This window comes from Methylophaga sp. UBA1464, from assembly GCF_002325665.1.
GTDB lineage: Bacteria > Pseudomonadota > Gammaproteobacteria > Nitrosococcales > Methylophagaceae > Methylophaga.
The window spans coordinates 11816-12202 of record NZ_DCSO01000050.1 but is presented as its reverse complement, the minus strand read 5'-3'; the positions used below and the strand labels follow the sequence as shown (position 1 = coordinate 12202).

Annotated in this window: 1 protein-coding gene; it reads right to left on the bottom strand. The window is 45.0% G+C overall.

Annotation, left to right across the window (positions count from 1 at the left end):
* Window positions 1-384, bottom strand: a 384-nt coding sequence (locus B3O33_RS06030) for a phosphoadenosine phosphosulfate reductase family protein (protein ID WP_292363188.1), incomplete at its 3' end; no start/stop codon positions are given.
* Window positions 385-387 lie beyond the last annotated feature (3 nt).

Here is a 387-nt window from a genome sequence, read left to right as displayed (position 1 = left end):
CGCATCAAAGCCATGTTTACTCAGAGCCTGTTTCAACGCATCGGTTTTCATAATGTCGGTATAACGGGGATGGTCAAAAGGATTAATGCCGGCTTCAACGCCTTCCTGATTGGTGTGAACAATGAGCTCCAGCCCCAAGTCTTTGGCGCGTTGGTCACGAAATCTGACCATCTCCTGAAATTTCCAGGTAGTATCGATATGCATTAATGGAAATGGTGGTTTGCCCGGGTAAAATGCTTTCATTGCCAGATGCAGCATGACAGCGGAATCCTTACCAATCGAATACAGCATAACCGGATTTTCAAACTCAGCGGCCACTTCACGCATGATGTGAATACTTTCAGCTTCGAGTTGTTTTAAGTGCGTCAGTTGTTTTTCAGTCATAAT